This window comes from Paenibacillus lentimorbus NRRL B-30488, from assembly GCF_000411595.1.
GTDB classification, from domain to species: domain Bacteria; phylum Bacillota; class Bacilli; order Bacillales; family Bacillaceae; genus Bacillus; species Bacillus velezensis.
The window spans coordinates 1-16,779 of sequence record NZ_ANAT01000031.1 but is presented as its reverse complement, the minus strand read 5'-3'; the positions used below and the strand labels follow the sequence as shown (position 1 = coordinate 16,779).

Below are 16,779 nucleotides of genomic sequence, written 5' to 3'. Positions count from 1 at the left end.
AGGCTAAGGAGGTGTCCTAATGAAACTTCATGAATTAAAGCCTTCAGAAGGTTCACGTAAAGTACGCAATCGCGTAGGTCGTGGTATTGGTTCTGGTAACGGTAAAACAGCTGGTAAAGGTCACAAAGGTCAAAACGCTCGTTCTGGCGGCGGTGTACGCCCTGGATTCGAGGGGGGACAAATGCCTTTATTCCAACGTCTTCCTAAGCGCGGTTTTACAAACATCAACCGTAAGGAATACGCTATTGTGAACGTAGACAAATTGAACGGTTTTGCGGAAGGAACGGAAGTCACTCCTGAACTTCTTCTTGAGACTGGTGTTATTAGCAAACTTAATGCAGGAGTAAAGATTCTTGGCAACGGTAAATTAGAGAAAAAATTAACTGTAAAAGCCAATAAATTCTCTGCTTCTGCGAAAGAAGCTGTTGAAGCTGCTGGCGGTACAGCTGAGGTGATCTAACTTGTTTAAGACAATCTCCAACTTTATGCGTGTGAGTGATATTCGGAATAAAATCATTTTTACATTACTCATGCTTATCGTCTTTCGCATAGGTGCGTTTATCCCTGTGCCATATGTAAATGCTCAGGCGTTGCAGACACAAAGTTCGATGGGGGGTTTTTGATCTCCTTAACACATTTGGCGGCGGTGCGCTTTATCAGTTCTCCATTTTTGCGATGGGAATTACGCCTTACATCACTGCTTCGATCATCATTCAGCTGCTTCAGATGGATGTTGTGCCGAAGTTTACCGAGTGGTCTAAGCAAGGTGAAGTCGGCCGCCGTAAATTAGCTCAGTTCACGAGATATTTTACGATTGTGCTTGGTTTTATCCAGGCATTAGGTATGTCTTACGGGTTTAACAACCTGGCAAACGGTATGCTGATTGAAAAATCCGGCATATCGACATATCTGATTATTGCTTTAGTACTCACTGGAGGAACTGCTTTTTTAATGTGGCTGGGAGAACAAATTACTTCCAATGGAGTAGGTAACGGAATTTCGATCATCATCTTCGCGGGGATTGTGGCTAGTATTCCGAAAACTGTTGGGCAGATTTATGAGACTCAATTTGTCGGCAGCAGCGATCAGCTGTTTATTCATATTGTAAAAATCGCTTTACTGGTGATTGCGATTTTGGCCGTTATTGTTGGTGTTATTTTCATTCAGCAGGCCGTACGCAAAATCGCGATTCAATATGCAAAAGGGCAAGGTCGTTCACCTGTTGGCGGAGGCCAGTCAACTCACCTTCCGCTTAAAGTGAATCCGGCAGGGGTTATTCCGGTAATCTTTGCGGTTGCGTTCCTTATTACGCCGCGTACTATCGCGTCATTTTTCGGAGAAAACGATGTGACAAAGTGGATTCAAGCCAACTTTGACAATACACATCCGGTGGGCATGACGGTTTATGTCGCATTAATTATCGCCTTTACGTACTTCTATGCTTTTGTGCAGGTAAACCCTGAACAAATGGCTGATAACCTTAAAAAACAGGGTGGCTATATCCCGGGGGTTCGTCCAGGGAAAATGACTCAAGATAGAATTACGAGCATTTTGTATCGACTTACGTTTGTGGGTTCTATATTCTTAGCCGTGATTTCCATTCTTCCTATCTTTTTCATTCAATTCGCTGGATTGCCTCAAAGTGCACAGATTGGCGGAACATCATTGTTAATTGTCGTCGGGGTAGCCTTGGAGACAATGAAGCAGCTGGAGAGCCAGTTAGTGAAACGTAATTACCGAGGATTTATGAAAAATTAGAGGACTGGTTTTAACCATTCCTCTAAATAAGAGAGGACGGGGGAAATCCGAATGAACTTAGTCTTAATGGGACTTCCTGGAGCCGGTAAAGGCACACAGGGAGAACGAATTGTTGAGGATTATGGGATACCTCATATCTCAACGGGAGATATGTTCCGTGCTGCTATGAAAGAAGAAACACCACTCGGACTCGAAGCAAAGTCTTATATTGATAAAGGCGAGCTCGTACCGGACGAAGTCACAATCGGCATTGTCAAAGAAAGACTCGGCAAAGATGATTGTGAAAGAGGTTTTCTTCTGGACGGATTTCCGCGAACAGTCGCTCAGGCTGAAGCTCTTGAAAACATTCTTGAGGAATACGGCAAGCCGATTGATTATGTCATTAACATTAAAGTAGACAAAGACTCTTTAATGGAACGTTTGACTGGACGCAGAATTTGCAGTGTTTGCGGCACAACCTATCATTTGGTTTTCAATCCGCCGAAAACGCCGGGTGTTTGTGATAAAGACGGAGGAGACCTTTATCAACGGGCAGATGATAATGAGGAAACCGTCTCAAAACGGCTTGAGGTCAACATGAAGCAGACTCAGCCTTTACTCGATTTTTATTCTGAGAAAGGGTATCTTGTCAACGTCAATGGCCAGCAGGACATTAACGACGTGTACAAAGATGTGAAAGAGCTTCTTGGAGGATTGAGCAAATGATTATCTGTAAGACCCCTCGTGAGCTTAGCATCATGCGGGAAGCAGGGCGAATCGTGGCTTTGACTCATGAAGAGATGAAAAAGCACATTAAACCAGGAATCTCGACAAAAGAATTGGATCAAATTGCCGAACGTTTTATTGAGAAGCAGGGTGCAATCCCATCTTTTAAGGGGTATAATGGGTTTCGCGGGAGCATCTGTGTATCAGTTAATGAAGAACTCGTTCACGGAATTCCCGGTAAAAGGGTTTTGCGTGACGGTGACATTATCAGCATTGATATCGGTGCTAAATTAAATGGTTATCATGGTGACTCTGCTTGGACATATCCGGTAGGAAACATCAGTGATGATGATAAACGACTGCTGGAAGTGACAGAGGAGTCTTTATATAAAGGCTTGAAGGAAGCAAAACCAGGTGAACGTTTGTCGAATATTTCCCACGCAATACAAACGTATGTCGAAAATGAGCAGTTTTCAGTTGTTAGGGAGTATGTCGGACATGGTGTTGGTCAAGACTTGCATGAGGATCCGCAAATTCCTCATTACGGTCCGCCAAACAAAGGACCTAGGCTGAAGCCTGGTATGGTTCTCGCTATAGAACCGATGGTTAACGCTGGCAGCCGGTATGTGAAAACATTGGCTGATAACTGGACGGTTGTAACGGTAGATGGGAAAAAGTGTGCTCATTTTGAACATACGATTGCGATTACGGAAACGGGTTTTGATATACTGACAAAAGTCTAGATGATGAAATGAATTCCATGACACATGTTTTTCATTCCGCACCTGGGCAGATTGTAGGTTTACAATTGGTCGGAAGAAAAACCGGCTAGCTGCTGTCATCGGAATGAAGATTCATCATCGTGTACTAAAGCAGACGGAGAAAAGCGTACATTTCATTCTCCTTAGAAAAAGAATATCAATCATTCACCCTTTATGATTGCGTATCTCCGGAAGTTCAGAACAGTATAAACGAAACAGGGCGTGTGACAAACGGATAACTGAGATTTTCTCTTTTGAAATTTGTCAGAGAGCAAGTTACTGATTTGAAGAAGGGAGAACACTTGAATGGCGAAAGACGATGTAATTGAAGTGGAAGGTACGATTGTCGAAACACTGCCAAACGCGATGTTCAAAGTTGAACTCGAAAATGGCCATACGGTTTTGGCTCACGTATCTGGTAAAATCCGCATGCACTTCATTCGCATTTTACCTGGAGACAAAGTTACGGTAGAATTATCTCCATATGACTTAACTCGTGGCAGGATTACGTACCGTTACAAATAAAGCACTCCGGAAACTGAAGGAGGTTGGAAACACATGAAAGTGAGACCATCAGTTAAACCAATCTGCGAGAAATGTAAAGTTATTCGCAGAAAAGGAAAAGTAATGGTGATCTGTGAAAATCCAAAGCATAAACAAAACAAGGATAATTAATAAGGAGGTGCCCAGAGAATGGCTCGTATTGCTGGTGTAGATATCCCACGTGACAAACGTGTTGTTATTTCTTTAACATATGTCTTCGGAATTGGCCGCACAACGGCTCAGCAAGTCTTGAAAGAGGCTGGTGTTTCTGAAGATACTCGTGTGCGTGATCTTACTGAAGAAGAACTTGGTAAAATCCGTGATGTTATTGACAAACTGAAAGTAGAAGGTGACCTTCGCCGTGAAGTTTCTCTTAACATCAAGCGTCTGATCGAAATCGGAAGCTACCGCGGAATCCGCCATCGCAGAGGTTTGCCTGTTCGCGGACAAAACTCTAAAAACAATGCGCGTACTCGTAAAGGTCCGCGTCGTACTGTAGCTAACAAGAAAAATAAGTAAGGGAGGTACCTAAACAATGGCTGCTGCTCGTAAACAAAACACGCGTAAACGTCGCGTGAAAAAGAATATTGAGTCAGGAATCGCTCATATTCGTTCAACTTTCAATAACACGATCGTTACGATCACTGATACTCATGGTAATGCTCTTTCTTGGTCAAGTGCCGGAGCTCTAGGATTCAGAGGTTCTCGTAAATCGACTCCTTTTGCTGCGCAAATGGCTGCTGAAACAGCTGCTAAAGGTTCAATCGAACACGGACTTAAAACTCTTGAAGTAACTGTTAAAGGACCAGGTTCTGGCCGTGAAGCTGCAATCCGTGCTTTACAAGCTGCCGGACTTGAAGTTACAGCTATCAGAGACGTAACTCCTGTTCCTCATAATGGATGCCGTCCACCAAAACGTCGCCGCGTGTAATTTGTTTGTATAGATTTTGTGTCCCTGTCAATAATGGGTTATGATACAGTTATTTATGAAACGAATGCACCGACTCGTTGCCTGAGCACATACGGGACTAAACAATGGGGAATTTCGGATGGAATCTCATATGATTCTATTCGAGGTTTCGACGTTTTGAAGGAGGGTTTTAAGTAATGATCGAGATTGAAAAACCAAAAATCGAAACGGTTGAAATCAGCGACGATGCCAAATTTGGTAAGTTTGTCGTAGAGCCGCTTGAGCGTGGATATGGTACAACTCTGGGTAACTCCTTACGTCGTATCCTCTTATCCTCACTCCCTGGTGCCGCTGTAACATCGATCCAGATAGATGGTGTACTGCACGAATTCTCGACAATCGAAGGCGTTGTGGAAGATGTTACAACGATAATCTTGCACATTAAAAAGCTTGCATTGAAAATCTACTCTGATGAAGAGAAGACGCTTGAAATTGATGTACAGGGCGAAGGAACTGTCACAGCAGCTGATATTACACACGACAGCGATGTTGAAATCCTTAATCCGGATCTTCATATCGCGACTCTTGGTGAGAATGCGAGTTTCCGAGTTCGCCTTACTGCACAAAGAGGACGTGGGTATACACCTGCTGATTCGAACAAAAGAGACGATCAGCCAATCGGCGTGATTCCGATCGATTCAATCTTTACGCCAGTTTCTCGTTTATCTTATCAGGTAGAAAACACTCGTGTAGGCCAGGTTGCAAACTATGACAAACTTACACTTGATGTTTGGACTGACGGAAGCACTGGACCGAAGGAAGCAATTGCTCTCGGTTCAAAGATTTTAACTGAACACCTTAATATATTCGTCGGTTTAACTGACGAAGCTCAGCATGCTGAAATCATGGTTGAAAAAGAAGAGGACCAAAAGAAAAAGTTCTTGAAATGACGATTGAGGAACTTGATCTTTCTGTCCGTTCTTACAACTGCTTGAAGCGTGCGGGCATTAACACGGTTCAAGAACTTGCGAACAAGACGGAAGAAGATATGATGAAAGTTCGCAACCTGGGACGCAAATCACTTGAAGAAGTGAAAGCGAAACTTGAAGAACTTGGACTCGGCCTTCGCAAAGACGATTGATCTAGTTTCCATGTGAACTAGGATTTTCGTGTGTTTTTTAATTAGAAACAGCATTCCATTAAAGGAGGGGACATCACATGTCATACAGAAAACTAGGACGTACGAGTTCACAGCGTAAAGCTATGCTTCGTGATCTTACAACAGATTTGATCATCAACGAAAGAATTGAAACAACTGAAACACGTGCGAAAGAACTTCGCTCTGTTGTTGAAAAGATGATCACTCTTGGTAAGCGCGGTGACTTGCATGCTCGTCGTCAAGCTGCTGCATACATTCGCAACGAGGTTGCTAATGAAGAAAATAACCAAGATGCACTTCAAAAATTATTCTCTGACATTGCAACTCGTTACGAGGAGCGCCAAGGCGGATACACACGTATTATGAAGCTTGGTCCTCGCCGTGGTGACGGTGCACCAATGGCAATCATCGAATTGGTTTAATCACATATTTTTGTGTATCTAAAGAAGGGCGGGACAGTTTCTAACTGGATCTATGCCCTTTTTTTAGATATCAGAACTTTTTATCATGAGACAGAAAAGCAGAGCTATAGCTGAGAGGAGGTCAGGCGCCCGTGGATCAAAAACAGCTTATATCCGTAAAAGACATTCTATTCCGCTACCGCAAAGATGCAGAAAGACCGGCGCTGGACGGTGTGAGTCTGGAGGTATATGAAGGAGAATGGCTTGCTATCGTAGGTCACAACGGTTCAGGGAAGTCGACTTTGGCCAGAGCGCTGAACGGGCTGATTTTGCCTGAGGCCGGAGAAATTGAAGTCGGCGGCATCAAGCTGACTGAGGATACCGTGTGGGATGTGCGAAAAAAAATAGGGATGGTCTTTCAGAATCCCGATAACCAATTTGTCGGAACGACTGTTCGCGATGATGTGGCTTTTGGTTTAGAAAACAATGGTGTTCCGCGCGAAGAAATGATTGAGAGAGTAGATTGGGCTGTCACACAAGTCAATATGCAGGATTTTCTTGATCAAGAGCCGCACCATCTCTCCGGAGGTCAAAAACAAAGAGTGGCGATCGCGGGAATTATTGCCGCGCGTCCTGATATTATGATTTTGGATGAAGCGACATCCATGCTTGACCCGATTGGGAGAGAAGAAGTCCTTGATACTGTCAGACGCTTAAAAGATCAGGGCATGGCCACCGTCATTTCGATAACACATGACCTGGAAGAAGCCGCAAGGGCGGACAGGATCATTGTGATGAACGGCGGCAGGAAATATGCAGAGGGCACGCCTGAAGAGATTTTTAAATTAAATGAAGACTTGGTTCGCATCGGTCTTGATTTGCCTTTCTCATTCCAGCTCAGCCTGCTTTTGAAAGAAAGCGGACTGGCGTTAACGAAAAACCATCTGACTCAGGAAGGGCTGGTGAATGAGCTGTGGACATTAAAATCAAAGATGTAGAACACCGCTATCAAATGAAGACACCGTTTGAACGGCTTGCTCTGTATGATATCAATGCCGTGATAAAAGAGGGCAGCTACGTTGCCGTCATCGGGCATACAGGGTCGGGCAAATCGACGCTCCTGCAGCATTTAAACGGTTTGCTGAAACCGACTAAAGGACAGCTTGAGCTCGGGAGCACGATTCTGGCAGCCGGTAAAAAAATAAAGACCTTAAGACTTTGCGAAAAAAAGTCGGAATCGTTTTCCAATTTCCCGAACATCAGCTGTTTGAAGAGACTGTGCTGAAGGACATCGCATTCGGACCGATGAATTTCGGTGTAAAAAAAGAAGACGCTGAACGGAAAGCAAAAGAAATGCTGGGGCTTGTGGGCCTTCCGGAAGACATTTTGGATCGTTCACCGTTCGAGCTCAGCGGCGGCCAGATGCGCAGAGTGGCGATTGCCGGCGTTCTCGCGATGGAGCCGGAAGTGCTGGTTTTGGATGAACCGACGGCCGGTCTTGATCCGAGAGGGCGCCAGGACATTATGGACATGTTCTATGCGCTTCATCAGCGGGGAAACCTGACTACCGTTCTCGTCACCCACAGCATGGAGGACGCCGCCCGCTATGCTGACGAAATGATCGTCATGCACAAAGGAACCATTAAAGCGACGGGGAGTCCGCGTGACTTGTTTGTAAAAGGTGAAGAGATGGCCGAAATGGGACTGGATCTTCCTGAGTCGGTGAAGTTTCAGAGACGGCTTGAGAAGGCTCTCGGAGTCAAGTATGAGAAACCCATGCTGACCCTGCAGGATGCCGTCAGTGAAATTAAGGCTTTCTTTCAGGAGGAAAAGGACCAATGATGGACAGCATGATTATCGGAAAGTATGTTCCCGGATCATCGCTTATTCACCGATTGGACCCGAGAACAAAACTTGTCAGCATCTTTCTTTTTGTATGTATCGTTTTTTTGGCAAACAACGTACAGACGTACGCTTTGCTCGGTTTGTTTACATTCGGAGTGATCGCCTTAACACGAGTGCCGTTCAGCTTTTTGCTGAAGGGGCTTAAGCCGATTATCTGGATTGTGGCGTTTACCTTTTTATTACACATTTTCATGACGCATGAAGGATCTGTCATTTTTCAGCTTGGCTGGTTTAAAGTGTATGAGGGCGGACTTATACAGGGGATTTTTATCTCCCTCCGTTTCGTTTACCTTATCTTTATGACGACGCTGCTGACGCTGACAACAACGCCGATTGAAATAACGGATGGAATGGAGCAGCTCCTGAATCCTTTTAAAAAGGTGAAGCTGCCTGTACACGAACTCGCATTGATGATGTCGATATCATTGCGATTTATCCCGACATTAATGGAAGAGACAGATAAAATCATGAAGGCGCAAATGGCGAGGGGTGCGGACTTTACAAGCGGCCCGGTGAAAGACAGAATCAAAGCGGTTGTTCCGCTGCTTGTCCCGCTGTTTGTCAGCGCCTTTAAACGCGCGGAAGAGCTTGCGGTCGCTATGGAGGCGAGAGGCTACCAGGGCGGTGAGGGGAGAACGAAATACAGAAAGCTCGTCTGGACCGGAAAGGATACCGGAGCTATTCTGCTCATCATCGTATTAGCCGTGTTATTGTTTTTCTTAAGAAGTTAGAGGTGCTGCTGAATGAGAGTGAAATGTACCATTGCTTATGACGGGCATTTATTTAACGGATATCAGGTTCAGCCTGGAAAGCGGACCGTTCAAAGTGAATTGGAAAAAGCGCTGGCTGTTATCCACAAAACGGATGGCAGGGTGCCTGTGTACTCATCCGGCCGCACGGACAGCGATGTTCATGCTGCCGGGCAGGTCATTCATTTTGATACGCCGCTGTCCATCCCGGCTGAGAAATGGCCGTTTGCGCTCAATGCCCTGCTGCCTGATGATATTGCCGTCAAAACAGCAGAGATTGCGGATGATGGGTTCCATGCACGATTTAGCGCGGTCCAAAAGGAATATCGCTACTTTGTATATACGGAGAAACACCCGGACGTATTTAAACGACATTACGCTTACCATTTTGCATATCAGCTTAATGTGCAGAAAATGAGGGAAGCTTCAAGGCACCTCATCGGGACACATGATTTCACAAGCTTTTGCGCGGCTGATACCGCGGTTCAGGATAAGGTCAGAACGATTTACGAGCTGGATTGGACTGAGACCGGAGACGGCCTGCAGATGAGGATCACCGGAAACGGTTTTCTCTATAATATGGTCAGAATCATTGCCGGAACGTTATTGGATACAGGAGCTGGAAAATTTTCTCCCGATGATGTAAAAGCAATGCTCAAAGCGAAGGATCGCGAAGCCGCGGGGCGCACCGCACCGGGGCACGGGCTGTATTTATGGAGCGTTTGCTATGACAACTAAACCAGGTGTAACATTTTCTTGACAGAGTCTGCATAAAGTTATAAGATATCATATGGTATGTATTTCAACCCCACGATAAGCCCCGGAACTTATTGTGTTGTGAAATAGAACGTAACAGAAGTTTATGAAAAAATGACAGATCATTTAGGAGGGAATTAAATGCGTACAACACCTATGGCTAACGCAAGTACTATTGAACGCAAGTGGTTAGTTGTTGATGCAGCAGGCAAGACTTTAGGACGTCTTTCTACAGAAGTTGCATCTATCCTTCGCGGGAAACACAAACCGACTTACACACCGCACGTTGATACTGGAGATCATGTGATCATCATCAACGCTGAAAAAATCGAGTTAACTGGTAAAAAGTTAACTGATAAAATCTACTACCGTCACACAATGCACCCAGGCGGTCTGAAATCAAGAACAGCTCTTGAAATGCGTACAAACTACCCTGAGAAAATGCTTGAGCTTGCTATCAAAGGCATGCTTCCAAAAGGTTCTCTAGGTCGTCAAATGTTCAAGAAATTGAACGTATACCGTGGTTCTGAGCATCCACATGAAGCACAAAAACCTGAAGTTTACGAACTTCGCGGTTAATTAAAAAGGAGGTTACCAATTTGGCACAGGTTCAATATTACGGTACTGGCCGTCGTAAAAGTTCTGTAGCGCGTGTGCGCTTAGTTCCAGGAGAAGGTCGTATCGTCGTTAATAATCGTGAAATCAGCGAGCACATTCCATCTCCGGCTCTAATCGAAGATATCAAACAACCATTAACTTTAACTGAAACAGCTGGTACTTATGATGTTTTAGTAAACGTACATGGAGGCGGCTTATCTGGTCAAGCTGGAGCAATCCGTCACGGTATCGCTCGTGCTTTGCTTGAAGCAGATCCAGAATACCGTGCAACACTTAAACGTGCTGGTCTTCTGACTCGTGACGCTCGTATGAAAGAACGTAAAAAATACGGTCTTAAAGGCGCTCGTCGTGCACCTCAGTTCTCAAAACGTTAATCGTTTTGGATTGCAAAAACCACAACTTCTTGGTTGTGGTTTTTTTGTATTTTTTTCTCATATCGAAGAGGTTATCCGATGTTTTTCTAGAATTGTTTGTTATACTCTATTCATTACCAATAAGGAGCGCAGTTATAATGAATAAGTTAGTCATACATAACAGCAAGGCATGGGATAAAAAAGTCGAAACAGGCAATGAATGGACGGTTGCGGTTGATTCTCATACGATTGGTGAAGCGAAAAAAGGCAATTGGAGCATCAGAATGACCCCCGGAAAAGATGTGCCGGCGGATTGGTTTCCGCCCATAGACGGTCTGAAGGTTCTTTGTCTTGCTTCAGGAGGAGGACAGCAAGGGCCGGTCCTTGCTGCTGCAGGAGCGGACGTCACCATCTTTGACAATTCGGAAAAACAGCTTGCGCAAGACAGAATGGTTGCCGAGCGGGACGATCTTACGCTTCGGACTGTCAAAGGCAGCATGAATGATCTGAGCTGTTTTGATGATGAGACATTTGATTTTATCGTGCACCCAGTATCGAATTGCTTTGTTGATACGGTTCTTCCGGTATGGAAAGAAGCTCATCGCGTATTGAAAAAAGGCGGGTCTTTAGTCTCCGGTTTTGTAAATCCCGTCGTGTTCTTATTTGATATGGATTTAGAGCAGGAAGGCGTACTAAAAGTAAAGTATTCCATTCCGTTTTCGGATGAAAAAGATCTGAGTAAGAAAAAGGTAAAGGAACTTATTGATAATCATGAAGCGCTTGAATTCGGCCATACGCTGGAGGATCAAATTAAAGGCCAGATTGACGCAGGCTTTATGGTTGCCGGTTTTTACGAGGACAAAGGCGGCCTCGTGCTGGATGAATACATTAATACATACTCCGTAACAAGAAGCATTAAAATATAAAAACGGCATCCCGTCAGAGGTGCTGTTTTTTGCGGCTTTTTCCTGCGGACGGCTGATCACATTAGCCGAAACCGGTTCTATTCCAATTTCTCTGGCCCAAACCGACAGTTGTCCCATATGGTGAATCTCATGCGCAAGGATGTGGCGGAGAATATCTTCTTTAGGAAAGGTTTGGTCCATCCAGTCCGGCTTAACAAGATCCGCCCCTTTGCGGGAGACCGCATGAATAACATCCTCCCGATACTGTTCAGACAGCTTTCTGAGATCCTGAATGCTCGTATAGTCAGACTCAGCGGGTAAAACATCATCTTTACCTAAAATGGCACGAGCCCAGCTGATCTCGACATCAATGATATGAAATAAAGTCCGCAAGATGCTCTCCATTCCGCCCGTCCGGGTTTTCGTCAATTCCTCCCGGCTCAGCTTTTCACATATCATAAGCCACTCGTCACGCACCGTCCAATTGTATTGAAACAGCTTTTTCATCACGTCACCTCAGCTCTTTATTCTTCCAGTTAACATGAAACTCCTTCATTTGGGAGGATTTCCACTATCAACAAAGCATGCTTTTTCCCTTTTCCTTTCAAAATAACAGTAAAAAGGAGCGTGGCTGGCAATGGCAGAAGTATTATCTTTTTCAGACGTGAAACGGCAGAAGGATTATGAGCTTGAGAAGAGTTTACTAAAGGAGCTGTCACTGACGCAGATCATTCAGTCCGTAAAAGCATGTCTTACCCCTTTGTTTCCCTTTCTTCAAGACGAAAACGGCATTCTGAGTGAAGGATGCATAGATTTTGCAATTGAAGCGTATTTATTAGGCGGCAGGTTCGGCGTCTTTGGCTATTATGGTGAGTCTTTGCAGAGGGCAAACGCCCGTTCGGCTGAAGAAGAGGAAGAACTGACGGCCGATTTTTTTGAATATCTTTGCAATTGGACGCATGAGCAATATTCCTCCGTTGAACAAAAAGAAGTCTATGAAGCGTCCTGCCGGTTTATCAACAGCTGGTGGACGGAAGGATTTCTGCAAAGGGAAAAACAATGTAAGCTCCGCATGAGGTAATCATAATTTCCTCCCTTGTCCCATACTTATTAATAACGGGGACAAGCGGGAGGGAAAGCTATGACAAAAAAGCTGAAATGGCTCGGTTTTTTACTTGGCTTTATCATATTATTGTGTTTATTCCGGTTTCAATTCCATAATGATGATTCCTGGCGGCCGTGGAGCCTGCCGCTGAGCGGGAAAATCATCTATCTCGATCCGGGACACGGCGGGCCGGACGGAGGCGCCACGGGAGGCAGTCACCTTGAAAAGGACATTACTCTCGAAGTGGCCTCCAGGGTCAGAGACTATTTGCAGGAGCAGGGAGCTTTGGTTATTATGACGCGGGAGACGGATACTGATTTAGCTCCTGAAGGGACGAGAGGCTACAGCCGACGCAAAGCGGAAGATCTGAGAAAGCGCGTGGAGATCATCAACCGTTCAGAGGCGGAGCTTTATATCAGCATTCATCTGAACGCCATACCGTCACCGAGATGGAGCGGCGCCCAAAGCTTCTACTATGGAAAATACGAAGAGAATGAAAAAGTGGCAAAATATATACAGGACGAATTGAGAATCAATTTGGAGAATACAACGAGAAAGGCAAAACGGATACACGGCATTTACTTAATGCAGAATGTAACCAAACCGGGCGCGCTGGTGGAAATCGGATTTCTGTCCAATCCCGCGGAAGCGAAAAGGCTCGGCCAGCCTAAATATCAGGACAAAATCGCTTCTTCCGTGTATAAGGGCGTATTGAGATATTTCACAGAGAAAGGAGACCCTCCCGAGTAAGGAGGGTTTTTCGCCGATTCTACGTTTAATATATGGTATAATACCATTTGTAAACGAATACACAAAGGGTGAGGGTTCGATGATAAGAGAAGATGAAGTAAGAAATATAGTCGGAAACATGCGCGAACCTTTTCTTCATAGACCGCTGGGAGAATTGGATGCCATTAAAGAAGTAAAGGTCAAGCCGGAAAAACGGCATGTCAGTGTAAAAATTGCATTGGCAAAAACGGGGACGGCTGAACAGATGGGCATTCAGCAGGAAATCGTATCCGTTTTGAAAGAAGCGGGTGCGGAAACTGTCGGACTGCGGTTTGAAGAGCTGCCGGAAGAAACATTGGCGAAATTCAGCCGGCCTGCTGCTGAAAGCGAAACTCTGCTGAATAGGAAACATCCGCCGGTCTTTCTTGCGGTGGCAAGCGGAAAAGGCGGTGTCGGCAAATCAACGGTTTCCGTCAACCTGGCCATTTCTCTTGCGCGGCTCGGCAAAAAAGTCGGCTTGATCGACGCGGATATATACGGATTCAGCGTGCCGGACATGATGGGTATTACAGTTCGCCCGACAGTTGAAGGAGAAAAACTGCTTCCTGTCGAAAGATTTGGAGTAAAGGTTATGTCGATGGGCTTTTTCGTCGAAGAAAACGCTCCGGTTGTGTGGAGAGGGCCGATGCTGGGCAAGATGCTGAATAACTTCTTCCATGAGGTTGACTGGGGAGAGGTTGACTATATCGTTCTCGATCTGCCGCCCGGCACGGGTGATGTGGCGCTCGATGTACACACGATGCTTCCGAGCTGCAAAGAGATTATCGTATCAACGCCGCACCCTACAGCCGCATTTGTAGCGGCGAGAGCGGGTTCTATGGCGATTAAGACCGATCATGAAGTTGTAGGGGTCATTGAAAATATGGCTTATTATGAAAGTGCAAAAACCGGCGAGAGAGAATATGTGTTCGGTCAAGGCGGGGGAGACAAGCTTGCAGAGGAATTGCAGGTGCCGCTGCTTGGCAGAATTCCTTTAAAACAGCCTGATTGGGACAAGGACCAGTTTGCGCCTTCTGTCTATGACAGAAGTCATCCGATCGGGGAAATTTATATGGGAATCGCCCAGAAAGTCATTGAAAAAACAGCTGAATAAAAAAGGGGCCGGGATCAACACGGCCCGGCCTTTTATTGGCTTTCTTTTTCAGAGCTTGAAGCCGCTTTTTTAAATTCATCCTCGAATTGCTTTTTGAAAAGCGGGCTGGAAAGTGTCTCTGTAATTACATCTTCTAAGTAACTGCGGAACTTTTGGCTTTTCACCAGCTCATAGTATTTTTTATCCATGCCGGGGTCCTGCATGATCTGCATAAAACTTTTCTGATAATCAGGGTCTTTCATCAGTTTTTTTATGATTTTTTCGTGCTCGGGCTGAAGCGTTTTTGCAAAGCTCTCGGCGAACTTTGAGTCTTCAAAGATGGTTTTCCAGAACTCCGCCCCTTTTTTAGAGGTGAGGGTTTTCTCTATTGTGCCTTTAATGGCATTTTGATCAATCACCAATGCCTCATTCATCGCATCATCATTTAATATTTCCTTAATTGCTTTTTTTCCATCATCTGTCTTTAATATATCAACAACCATTTTTTTAGTCTGGTCATAATCCATATCCGCTGCTTGGTCTTTTGGAGCACAAGCTGTTACAGATAATACAACAAAACAGCTTATCAATAGCGTTTTGGCTTTTGACATGCATAAGCTCCTTCCTTACTTGTACTTATTTTTAATATGATTCATCGGAATGGATTTATACATAACAAAATATCGCTGAACGCGATTGTCAGGGGGATGAATAAGAGATGAAAAGCCGCGGGCTTGTTCGATTTTTCTTTTCGATTTTAGCTGTGGGCGCTCTTATTACAAGCGTCGTGGGATTTGCACTGAAGTGGGGGGAGTACAAGGAGTTCTTTCTGAATTTTGAGGCCGGTCAGATTTTCTCCGTTCTGATCTGGTTTATCGGGGTAGGCATGATTTTCAGTGTGATCAGCCAGATGGGATTCTTCGTTTTTCTGACAGTGCACCGGTTTGCCCTTGAAATTCTCAGATCAAACTCGCTTTGGAATCTGCTTCAGCTGTTTATCATTCTGTTTGTCGCTTTTGATTTAATGTACGTCAGATTTTTGTTTTTTGGTGAGCGGGATGACTCGATTGCGGGGTTTGTCTGGCTGCCGCTGGCTCTGCTTGCCGTCGGCCTGTTGACGGCGTATATAAAACAAAAGCAGTCCTCAAAAATACGTTCGTTTCATCATTATTTTTAATGGTCGTAATTACAGCGCTTGAATGGGTTCCTGCGCTAAGAGTGAATAATGAGGACTGGCTTTATTTGATGCTGATTCCGCTGATGGGCTGCAATGCGTTTCAGCTGTTAATGCTGCCGAAGTTTGCCCAGAGGTAGTTATTTCACTTCTGATGACTTGACGTCAGTATTTGCGATCAGGTCGCCGACTGTCACGTTTTTCAGTCCTTTTTGCTTTAAATTGTGAATGATGGCGGGGAGCGCTTCTTCGGTCTGTGTTGCTGAATCAGAGGCGTGCAGCAGGACAATGTCGCCGCCTTTTATATGACTGTTTACATTTTCAATGATTTTATCAGGACCGGGATTTGTCCAATCCTGCGAGTTAACGCTGTAATGAACCACTGAATAGCGGTACTGCTGTGCAATGGTAAGAACCTTTTTATTAAATTGTCCGGTCGGCGGGCGGAGTAAATGAACATTCTTCACACCCAGCTTTTTAAATGCGGTCTGGGCCCGGAGGATATCTTTTTTTATTTCATTGTCCTCTAGGTTGGTATAATTCTTATACGCATATCCCATGCTGCCGATTTGATGTCCGTCTTTTACCATACGTTCAACTGTGTCCGGGTGCCGTTCCGCCCAAGAAGCTGACAGAAAAAAAGTGGCGTTTTTAATACCGTTTGCTTTTAGCGCGTTCAGAATCGGAACCGCTTTTTCGTCGCCCCAGCTGATATCGAATGTTAATGCGACTTCGCCCGCTTTCGTTTCCCCTTTTGAAATAGCCTTCGGGCCGCTATCAGTTAAAAATACAGGAAGGGGGACGGCTCTCTGTATATAAAAAAAGCTGGCTGCTGCAAATGCGGCAATGATAATAATAAGCAGCTGTTTTATCCTTCTGATGTGCCACACGTAGAAGTGGTTCACTGATGACGCCTCCTTATCTTGTCCATGCTTGATTACATCGTATGCCGCGGCGGAGATGAATATAACGAAATACGTTTCAAAAAAACGAAAAAAATACTTGCTAAATTCAGCGGATGCATGGTATATTATTAAACGTCGCTGATGGTCAGCAGACAACAACAAAAAGCTTCGGAAACAACTTAAAAAAGTTGTTGACATAAAAGAAGCTGGG

Annotated in this window: 19 protein-coding genes and 6 pseudogenes; 22 read left to right on the top strand and 3 right to left on the bottom strand. The window is 44.9% G+C overall.

Translation table 11 applies throughout. From position 1 onward, the window contains the following. The first annotated feature begins 19 nt into the window (after positions 1-19). From rplO to D368_RS15535, 18 genes and pseudogenes are all read left to right on the top strand, one after another. Complete coding sequence (gene rplO, locus D368_RS15620; RefSeq protein WP_003156499.1) at positions 20-460, top strand: 50S ribosomal protein L15; 441 nt, start codon at positions 20-22, stop codon at positions 458-460. Between the two features lies 1 nt (position 461). Next, positions 462-1,758 (top strand): annotated as a pseudogene (gene secY, locus D368_RS15615) (preprotein translocase subunit SecY). A 51-nt stretch (positions 1,759-1,809) separates the two neighbouring features. Beyond that, on the top strand, positions 1,810-2,463 hold the full coding sequence (locus D368_RS15610; protein WP_007410407.1) for an adenylate kinase: 654 nt from the start codon (positions 1,810-1,812) through the stop codon (positions 2,461-2,463). Further along, positions 2,460-3,206, top strand: a complete 747-nt coding sequence (map, locus tag D368_RS15605) for a type I methionyl aminopeptidase (protein ID WP_003156505.1) — start codon at positions 2,460-2,462, stop codon at positions 3,204-3,206. Before D368_RS15610 ends, map begins: the two co-directional genes overlap by 4 nt. Before the next feature lie 64 nt (positions 3,207-3,270). After that, a pseudogene (locus tag D368_RS15600) lies at positions 3,271-3,553 on the top strand (KOW domain-containing RNA-binding protein). Beyond that, positions 3,531-3,749, top strand: coding sequence for a translation initiation factor IF-1 (infA, locus tag D368_RS15595; RefSeq protein WP_003156508.1), 219 nt, complete (start codon positions 3,531-3,533; stop codon positions 3,747-3,749). Before D368_RS15600 ends, infA begins: the two are co-directional and overlap by 23 nt. Positions 3,750-3,782: 33 nt before the next feature. Then, entirely contained in the window at positions 3,783-3,899 is a 117-nt protein-coding gene (gene rpmJ, locus D368_RS15590; protein ID WP_128574968.1) for a 50S ribosomal protein L36, read from the top strand. Positions 3,900-3,917: 18 nt separating this feature from the next. After that, entirely contained in the window at positions 3,918-4,286 is a 369-nt protein-coding gene (gene rpsM, locus D368_RS15585; RefSeq protein ID WP_128574967.1) for a 30S ribosomal protein S13, read from the top strand. A 16-nt stretch (positions 4,287-4,302) separates the two neighbouring features. Next, complete coding sequence (gene rpsK, locus D368_RS15580; protein WP_007410409.1) at positions 4,303-4,698, top strand: 30S ribosomal protein S11; 396 nt, start codon at positions 4,303-4,305, stop codon at positions 4,696-4,698. 176 nt (positions 4,699-4,874) lie between these two features. After that, positions 4,875-5,818 (top strand): annotated as a pseudogene (locus D368_RS15575) (DNA-directed RNA polymerase subunit alpha). A gap of 77 nt (positions 5,819-5,895) precedes the next feature. Further along, the gene (gene rplQ, locus D368_RS15570) at positions 5,896-6,258 is read left to right on the top strand and encodes a 50S ribosomal protein L17 (protein ID WP_003156550.1); all 363 of its coding nucleotides are present in this window, start codon (positions 5,896-5,898) and stop codon (positions 6,256-6,258) included. A gap of 131 nt (positions 6,259-6,389) precedes the next feature. Continuing rightward, on the top strand, positions 6,390-7,235 hold the full coding sequence (locus tag D368_RS15565; protein ID WP_007615256.1) for an energy-coupling factor ABC transporter ATP-binding protein: 846 nt from the start codon (positions 6,390-6,392) through the stop codon (positions 7,233-7,235). After that, positions 7,211-8,079 (top strand): annotated as a pseudogene (locus D368_RS15560) (energy-coupling factor ABC transporter ATP-binding protein). The gene D368_RS15565 and the pseudogene D368_RS15560 overlap by 25 nt, the downstream one beginning before the upstream one ends. After that, positions 8,076-8,873, top strand: a complete 798-nt coding sequence (locus tag D368_RS15555; RefSeq protein ID WP_014304219.1) for an energy-coupling factor transporter transmembrane component T family protein — start codon at positions 8,076-8,078, stop codon at positions 8,871-8,873. The pseudogene D368_RS15560 and the gene D368_RS15555 overlap by 4 nt, the downstream one beginning before the upstream one ends. Before the next feature lie 12 nt (positions 8,874-8,885). Continuing rightward, entirely contained in the window at positions 8,886-9,629 is a 744-nt protein-coding gene (truA, locus tag D368_RS15550; protein ID WP_071392197.1) for a tRNA pseudouridine(38-40) synthase TruA, read from the top strand. A 159-nt stretch (positions 9,630-9,788) separates the two neighbouring features. Further along, the gene (rplM, locus tag D368_RS15545; protein ID WP_003156556.1) at positions 9,789-10,226 is read left to right on the top strand and encodes a 50S ribosomal protein L13; all 438 of its coding nucleotides are present in this window, start codon (positions 9,789-9,791) and stop codon (positions 10,224-10,226) included. A 20-nt stretch (positions 10,227-10,246) separates the two neighbouring features. Beyond that, a complete protein-coding gene (rpsI, locus tag D368_RS15540) occupies positions 10,247-10,639 on the top strand; it encodes a 30S ribosomal protein S9 (protein WP_003225846.1) in 393 nt (130 codons plus the stop codon). A 137-nt stretch (positions 10,640-10,776) separates the two neighbouring features. Next, positions 10,777-11,544, top strand: a complete 768-nt coding sequence (locus D368_RS15535) for a class I SAM-dependent methyltransferase (RefSeq protein WP_070081275.1) — start codon at positions 10,777-10,779, stop codon at positions 11,542-11,544. A 27-nt stretch (positions 11,545-11,571) separates the two neighbouring features. Here D368_RS15535 and D368_RS15530 read toward each other — a convergent pair. Beyond that, a pseudogene (locus D368_RS15530) lies at positions 11,572-12,030 on the bottom strand (DinB family protein); the annotation flags it as partial. A 130-nt stretch (positions 12,031-12,160) separates the two neighbouring features. On the opposite strand from D368_RS15530, the gene D368_RS15525 reads away from it, so the two are divergent. The 3 genes from D368_RS15525 to D368_RS15515 all read left to right on the top strand — a co-directional run bounded on the left by D368_RS15525 (position 12,161) and on the right by D368_RS15515 (position 14,510). Next, complete coding sequence (locus D368_RS15525) at positions 12,161-12,604, top strand: DUF2521 family protein (protein ID WP_017419478.1); 444 nt, start codon at positions 12,161-12,163, stop codon at positions 12,602-12,604. 60 nt (positions 12,605-12,664) lie between these two features. Beyond that, on the top strand, positions 12,665-13,378 hold the full coding sequence (gene cwlD, locus D368_RS15520) for an N-acetylmuramoyl-L-alanine amidase CwlD (protein WP_070081277.1): 714 nt from the start codon (positions 12,665-12,667) through the stop codon (positions 13,376-13,378). 79 nt (positions 13,379-13,457) lie between these two features. Continuing rightward, positions 13,458-14,510 carry an Mrp/NBP35 family ATP-binding protein gene (locus tag D368_RS15515; RefSeq protein WP_003156567.1) on the top strand — a complete coding sequence of 351 codons (1,053 nt, stop codon included), beginning with the start codon at positions 13,458-13,460 and terminating at the stop codon, positions 14,508-14,510. 32 nt (positions 14,511-14,542) lie between these two features. On the opposite strand, the gene gerD is transcribed toward D368_RS15515, so the two are convergent. After that, entirely contained in the window at positions 14,543-15,100 is a 558-nt protein-coding gene (gene gerD, locus D368_RS15510) for a spore germination lipoprotein GerD (protein ID WP_128574966.1), read from the bottom strand. Between the two features lie 107 nt (positions 15,101-15,207). Here gerD and kbaA point away from each other — a divergent pair. Further along, positions 15,208-15,803, top strand: a pseudogene (kbaA, locus tag D368_RS15505) (KinB-signaling pathway activation protein). Here the strand turns inward: kbaA and pdaB are convergent. Beyond that, the gene (pdaB, locus tag D368_RS15500; protein WP_065180728.1) at positions 15,804-16,568 is read right to left on the bottom strand and encodes a polysaccharide deacetylase family sporulation protein PdaB; all 765 of its coding nucleotides are present in this window, start codon (positions 16,566-16,568) and stop codon (positions 15,804-15,806) included. Positions 16,569-16,779: the final 211 nt, after the last annotated feature.